The 6,053-nt window shown below is 64.6% G+C and carries 6 protein-coding genes and 1 pseudogene; 2 read left to right on the top strand and 5 right to left on the bottom strand.

Annotation, left to right across the window (positions count from 1 at the left end; all coding sequences use genetic code 11):
• Positions 1-647 precede the first annotated feature (647 nt).
• A complete protein-coding gene (locus tag QOI01_RS11510) occupies positions 648-1,646 on the top strand; it encodes a protein kinase domain-containing protein (RefSeq protein ID WP_526380960.1) in 999 nt (332 codons plus the stop codon).
• Positions 1,647-1,673: 27 nt separating this feature from the next.
• Here QOI01_RS11510 and QOI01_RS11505 read toward each other — a convergent pair whose 3' ends face one another.
• The gene (locus QOI01_RS11505; RefSeq protein ID WP_526380962.1) at positions 1,674-2,198 is read right to left on the bottom strand and encodes an NADPH-dependent FMN reductase; all 525 of its coding nucleotides are present in this window, start codon (positions 2,196-2,198) and stop codon (positions 1,674-1,676) included.
• 159 nt (positions 2,199-2,357) lie between these two features.
• Here QOI01_RS11505 and QOI01_RS11500 point away from each other — a divergent pair.
• Positions 2,358-2,852 (top strand): annotated as a pseudogene (locus QOI01_RS11500) (transposase); the annotation flags it as partial.
• Positions 2,853-3,349: 497 nt separating this feature from the next.
• On the opposite strand, the gene QOI01_RS11495 reads toward QOI01_RS11500, so the two are convergent.
• The 4 genes from QOI01_RS11495 to QOI01_RS11480 all read right to left on the bottom strand — a co-directional run bounded on the left by QOI01_RS11495 (position 3,350) and on the right by QOI01_RS11480 (position 5,898).
• Positions 3,350-3,478: a hypothetical protein gene (locus tag QOI01_RS11495; protein WP_526380958.1), complete on the bottom strand. Its 129-nt coding sequence runs from the start codon at positions 3,476-3,478 to the stop codon at positions 3,350-3,352.
• Positions 3,475-3,966 (bottom strand): hypothetical protein, encoded by a 492-nt coding sequence (locus QOI01_RS11490; RefSeq protein WP_526380956.1) that lies wholly within the window; start codon positions 3,964-3,966, stop codon positions 3,475-3,477. Before QOI01_RS11490 ends, QOI01_RS11495 begins: the two co-directional genes overlap by 4 nt.
• A gap of 356 nt (positions 3,967-4,322) precedes the next feature.
• Complete coding sequence (locus tag QOI01_RS11485) at positions 4,323-5,231, bottom strand: site-specific integrase (RefSeq protein ID WP_526380954.1); 909 nt, start codon at positions 5,229-5,231, stop codon at positions 4,323-4,325.
• 55 nt (positions 5,232-5,286) lie between these two features.
• On the bottom strand, positions 5,287-5,898 hold the full coding sequence (locus QOI01_RS11480; protein WP_526380952.1) for a riboflavin synthase: 612 nt from the start codon (positions 5,896-5,898) through the stop codon (positions 5,287-5,289).
• Positions 5,899-6,053: the final 155 nt, after the last annotated feature.

Below are 6,053 nucleotides of genomic sequence, written 5' to 3'. Positions count from 1 at the left end.
CCCCGCCGTCGTCCTGGGCGGCGCAGCCATGGGGCTGTTCGCCTGGTCGACGCTCCTCTATCTGGTCCCCCAACTGATCGCCGGCGTGGCGGCGGGCGTGGTCTTCCGCGTACTCAACCCCACCGACCATTAAGTCGCAGCCGCGATGAGCCAAGAGACGCACGCAGCGAGCCGGTTTCGCAGCCTACTGCCAGTGAGGTTGCCGGGGTTGTCAATCTGCTCCGTCACGAACGAAGAGTAAGTCTCCCGGCACGCCAGGCAACCCGGGCTATGACGGACCCGACGGCCTGACGGCGCGGCACGTAAACTTCGATCACGGGTCGTCGGGCTGACGGTCGGAGTGCGAAGCCTGCACGGTGCTACGGTGCCGATCCCAGATTTGTGAACGAAACGCCGTGAAAACGGCCGAGATCAAGCCGAATGACGTACGACGCTAGAGACATTCAGTCGACCCTGAACTGCACATTTGAGACGAGCGCCCCACGGCGCGACACGGAGCCGGTAGCTCATAACCAAGAGGTCGCGGCAAGGGCAACTGTGTGCTCGCCAGCAGCTGGACAGCGTGATGTGTCGCCGCTTGATACCGGTACCCGTTGCGCTGCAACGGGTACCGTCGTGAATCGTAGAGAGGGCCATTAAGCGGTGGAATGAAGCTGATGGAACTGGGTAAACACGACAACGTCGTGCAGGTGTACTCAGCCGAGATTGAAGGCGCAACACCGGTTATCCGCATGGAATACCTCGAAGAAGGCAGCGTCGCGGGCAAGTTTGGTCGCGACGCCTTGCCAGTCCGAGAAGCACTGCAGATCATGGAGGCAGCTTGCCGCGGCGTCATGCATATCCACCATGTGGGTCTACTTCATCGCGACATCAAGCCGGCCAATCCGCTCCTGCATCCGTTACAACCCGTGAAGGTGAGTGACTTTGGTCTTGCCTGCCACCCCGTCGATGTGGGATCAGGCACGGCAATGCCCTATCTGGCGCACCTCCCTCCTGAAGCATTCGCCGACGGCACGATGGCCATCATTGATGTCACCGGCGACGTGTACGCTCTGGCACTCACCACGTATCGACTCCTCAACGGAGACAGAGTCGTACGCCCAAAGCTCGACGCCCGGTTTCCAGTTCCGATCGAGAAGGATTGGAAACCCTACATTCATAAGTCACTTCGAACCGCAGTGACGAAGGCCTTGAACCCCAACCCCGACAAGCGAACCCAAAGCGCCCAAGATTTCAGGTACGCACTCGAAAAGGGACGCCCCGTAGTGACCTGGCAGGAAGGTCCTCCCAACAGTCTCGCCTCAGACGAGCTGCGTGTGTGGCACGGCTCAGCGCTTGGCGGCACGGACTGGCGAGCTCGCATCGTCCGAACATCCAGCACAAACATCCGACTAAGAGTGGAGCGCCGGTTACGCAATAAAGATTGGCGAGCGCGGAACAGCGACAACATCGACGCGACCGCGTTGGATGAATTTGCGGAGTCACTGTTCATACGCACCGCCTCCTTCCGCTTGCCATCTCGCGGCCGAGAGAACACGTTGGGAATGACGTTGAGCAGTACTGCCACCACAACCATGACTAGTACCAAGCCCGGGGTTACCGAGCTCAGTCCAGCAACATCGATCATCGTACTTAGATCTCGTTGAAGTAGCGGGCGGCCTGGTCATCCCGGATTACCGTCTCGGGAGGGCGTCGAGCAGAGTTTCGATCGTTGCGGCGATCTGTGTCCGTGCGGCGGAATCGGTGATCACACCGCCTGGGCCGACTGCATCGTGAACGATCGGTATGTGGCGGCACGCCGCGTCGATCACCCTGGCATGGACGTAGCCGAGAACCGTGGCCAGAGTGGCGTGTGCGCCGTGGCCGCGACGCTGATCCGCTGCCACGTGCACCCAAGCGACGGGTTTGCCGGACAGCTCGGTGCCACTCACGGTCCAGTCGAGCAGATTCTTCAACGAGCCGGGCAGGGTGCCCGCGTACTCCGGCGTGCAGAACAGCACCGCGTCCACCGCGGCAATCGTCGAACGAAGATGCGCAACCTCGCGCGGCAGTGGATCGTGATCGTCATCGGGATTGAAATGCGGCAGAGACGAGATGGCGGAGTAGTACTCGACCACGACGTCGACGGGAGCACAAAGGACGGCGGTGCGGCAAAGCGCAGTATTCGTCGACGCGCTGCGAGTGCTCCCAGAGATCACGAGCACCCGTGCGGCACTGCTTGGGTGGGCCACACAGATCGCAACTGCACTCCTCGACGGCTTGTTCCCTACCGTCGTTGATTGGCAAGCGGGGTAACGCGGGCACTGAATGGCCTGGTTCGGGTGGAGGCCCCTGACCTTGGAAACGAGGTTGGAGTCATGCCGAAGGAACAGTCGCCCGGGAAGCCGACGACACGTAGGTACACCCCAGAGGAGAAGGCGTCCGCGGTTCGGATAGTGCGGGGGCCTTTCGGGGCGGAGTGGGTACCGATCTCGGGACCGTGCAGCGAATGGCGCGTCAGGCTGGCTATGGCATCGAGCCGGTGCGGTCCTGCGTGCGCCAGGCCGACAGCGACGACGGCCTCGCCCGCGGTATGTCCACCACGGAGTCGCAACGGATCAATGATCTGGAGCAGCAGAGTCGAGAACTCAAGCGCGCCAAGGAGATACTGAAACGCGCAGCCAGTTTCTTCGGGCGGATCTCGACCACCAACACAAGGAGTAGTCACCATCATCGACGCGAACCGCGCCGAGTTCGGGGCCGGGCAAGACGTCGGACGTGACCAGGTCGCTCGACTGATGCGGCCCGCCAGCATCGAAGGGGTACGGCGCGGCAGGCGGGTGCGCGCCCGTCGCCTACTCGTCGCAGGTGCTGTGTCTACCATGCTGGTTGAATGAAGAGCGCGCGGTGGAACTTCGGGCCTTCGGGGTGGTCGAACCGCTCCCAGCCGAGATGGTGCGCCACGCATTGCTCGATCCGGTCCTCGGTTGCTGCCATACAGCGATGGTGCACGGCGATGGTCGAGATCTCCACGACACGCTGAGAATCAGCCTGAGCCATCATCTCCTTGGGCAGCGCGAGCGCGTGCTGCCCGGAGCAATTGCTGCCCCAACACCGCAACAGAACATGTCGGATCGCGCCAGTAAAATTGGCTGTGCACACTTTCCTGCCTGGGTACGAATGCGAAGACGGCTGCGGCTCGCTCTACGAGGTGCCGATCGAAAACCGTGGACTGCCTATGGTGTTGCGCACCGTGGTGCCGCTGGAGGGAATCGGCGTCGTCCACGTCACGACCAAGCCAGAGGACTGTCCCAGTCAGTGCGATCCTTCAGCAGCGCGGCGGCGTACTTGAGTGCATCGTCGGCGCGCATCAGGAGGCCACCAGCTCGTCGTCGTGCTGCGCGTGCTCGCCGGTACCGGCGCGGTCGTCGTCCTCGACCAGGCCGACGTCAGCCAACAGATCGCGGTCGGCCTGAGACGTGTGGGGACGGGTGATCACTGGGCACCACCTGACTGGCCACGCAGGCGGCGGGCCTTGGCGCTGGCCATGCTGAGCTTGAGCATGTGCGCCTTGCGGAGGTGCTCGGCACGCCTGGCGCGCTCGGCGGGGTCCAGGGTGCCCTCGGGGTCTGCCTGGCGCTCGAAGCGACGGTAGAAGCCACGACGGGCGGCCTGCGTGCGTGCGGCGCGGTCGTCCGTCTTGGCCCAGAGCGCGTGTGCGCCAAGCTGAGCGCGCATGCTGCGCTCGGCGGGGGTCATGTCGCTCACTGAGCACCCCCGCCGGTCGAGCAGCAGATCGGCGATACGTGCGCGCTGTTCGTCGTTGAGGGGTGGATTTGCGGCCAACTGCTTGCGGAGGTGATCAGCCAGGCGCAGGGCGCGGTAGTTGCGGCGCGACTCGGTGATCTCGGACTCGGGCGCGTGGTAGCAGACCAGGTGCGCCAGGCGGGCGCGTTCGGACTGCCACGACGCGGGGTCGTACGGCATGGACATCTCCAGGGACAAAGGCACTTACAGCCGTTGTTGCGGCTGGTTCGTGCGGTTGCATCTGGCGGTGACCGACCCTCACTGTTGGGTCAGTCCCGCGCAGTCCCTAGAAATGTCATCGGCCCCACTTGGGGCCTCCGTCCTAGAGGGCACCCGATTTCTCGGGTGGGATCATGCGCATATGGCGCTTGATTCCGTGAGAGCCTAGCGCGGGGTCGCTCCCGACAAGCGCTGTGCCGCAAGGTAATAACGCTCCGCTATGGACAACGGGCGTGACTATAGGTTGATAACTCGCAAACGTGCGGGGTGACCTGCAACAGCCCGAATCGGTGAGACTTTTCTGCAATCTTTTCCGATCACACGCCGAGGTTGCCGAGGTCCAGGTTGCGGGCCTCGACGGCGGCGCGGTCGGATGCGGACGCCCGGGTGTATCGGTCGAGCATCGATCGCGTGGACCACCCCGCTACCGCCATGAGGCCGTTCTCGGAGCCACCGGCGGCAAGCCAGCGGCGGGCGGCGGTGTTGCGCAGCAAGTGCAGGTGGAATCCGGTGATCCCAGCGGCGTCGGCTCGGCGCTTCAGCGTGACGTTCAGGCCGTGGTACGCGAACGCCTGGCCTCCCCCGCCAAGCCACAGAGCCTCGGTGTGCGCCAGTCGGTGTGAGCGGCGCAGGCGGAGGTACCGGTCGACGCTGCGGGCCACCTGCGGGCCGAAGGGCACCACGCGGCCCTTTCCGCCCTTGCCGCGCTCGACGACGGCCAGGCCCCGCGCCACGTCGACACCGTCGACCGTGAGGCCGAGCACCTCCCCGGCGCGCATGCCGGTCTCGATCATCATGCGCACGACGGCCTCGTCGCGGCGGTCGATGAACTCACGCCCCTGGCAGGCCTTGACCAGCGCGGCGCACTGCTCGTCAGTCAGGCCCGCCACCACCTTCACGTCGAGCTGGGGCGGCTTGAGGTCGCGAATCAGGTCGGTGTCGGCCTCGTCCTCCTCGACCAGCCATGCGGAATACCGCTTCAAAGCCATCTGCCTGGTCCTGGCCGTCGCCGGGGCCGCTCCCCCGACGTGAAGGTCGTTGATCCACCCGCGCACCGTGGCGCGGTCGAGGACGGCCGCGTGCCCGTGGCGCTCGCACCACTTCAGAAACAGCCGCACCCCTGTGACGTAGGCGTCGAAGGTCTGCTTGCTCTTGCGGTCGGCCTGGAGGGCCAGCTTCCAACTAGGGAGCAGCGCTGCGAGGTCGACGGAGGTCTCTGTGGCCATGCGAATATGTTGGACCGGCACCGGTGCGCTTATGTCGAGGCGTATAGATGGGTACCTAACTACTGGTAGAGCCATCTTTGTGCACTAGCAGCCGCTCAACATACTTGGCGATGACGTCGACTTCCAGGTTCACCGGCGTGCCCACCTCGGCGCGCCCCAGCGTCGTCAGCTGCAGCGTGGTGGGAATGAGCGACACCTCGAACCAGTCCGGGCCGAGACCCGACACCGTGAGCGAGATTCCGTCGACGGTGATCGAGCCCTTCTCGACGACGTAGCGCGACAAGTCATCGGGTAGCGCGATCCGCACCACTTCCCAATGCTCCGATGGAGTGCGGGCGAGCACCTGTCCGGTGCCGTCCACGTGCCCCTGCACGATGTGTCCGCCGAGGCGGCTCTTGAGGGCAGCGGCACGTTCGAGGTTGACGTGACTGCCCACCTCGACCCCCCGGAGGCTGGACCGGTTGAGCGTCTCGGCCATCACGTCGGCCGTGAAGGCGCCATCCGGCAGGAGATCGACCACGGTCAGGCACACCCCGTTGACCGCGATCGAATCGCCGTGGCCGGCGTCCGTCGTGACGAGTGGACCACGAATGACGAAACGGGCGGCGTCGGCCAGATCCTCCTTGCCGACGATCTCGCCCAACTCTTCGACGATGCCGGTGAACATGCGGACCAGGCTAGTCCGGCGGCAGAGCGCTCCCGAGCGCACCGGGCGCCCTGTCGCGCCGACCTACCGCAGATCCGCGTCGCCGAACTCTGTCGGGACGGATTGAAAGACCAGCTCAGTAGCCACGATCCCGCTTCTCACAGGTGACCGGGGCA

The sequence above is a fragment of the Mycobacterium sp. genome, from assembly GCF_032162605.1.
Taxonomy (GTDB): domain Bacteria; phylum Actinomycetota; class Actinomycetes; order Mycobacteriales; family Mycobacteriaceae; genus Mycobacterium.
The sequence above is the reverse complement of the archived record's forward strand: the minus strand, read 5'-3'. Positions and strand labels throughout refer to the sequence as shown.

Excerpts from the sequence above, each read along its gene's own strand:
- QOI01_RS11510 (WP_526380960.1), top strand. The coding sequence starts at position 648 with ATGAAGCTGATGGAACTGGGTAAACACGACAACGTCGTGCAGGTGTAC.
- QOI01_RS11480 (WP_526380952.1), bottom strand. The coding sequence starts at position 5,898 with ATGTTCACCGGCATCGTCGAAGAGTTGGGCGAGATCGTCGGCAAGGAG.
- QOI01_RS11490 (WP_526380956.1), bottom strand. The coding sequence starts at position 3,966 with ATGCCGTACGACCCCGCGTCGTGGCAGTCCGAACGCGCCCGCCTGGCG.
- QOI01_RS11485 (WP_526380954.1), bottom strand. The coding sequence starts at position 5,231 with ATGGCCACAGAGACCTCCGTCGACCTCGCAGCGCTGCTCCCTAGTTGG.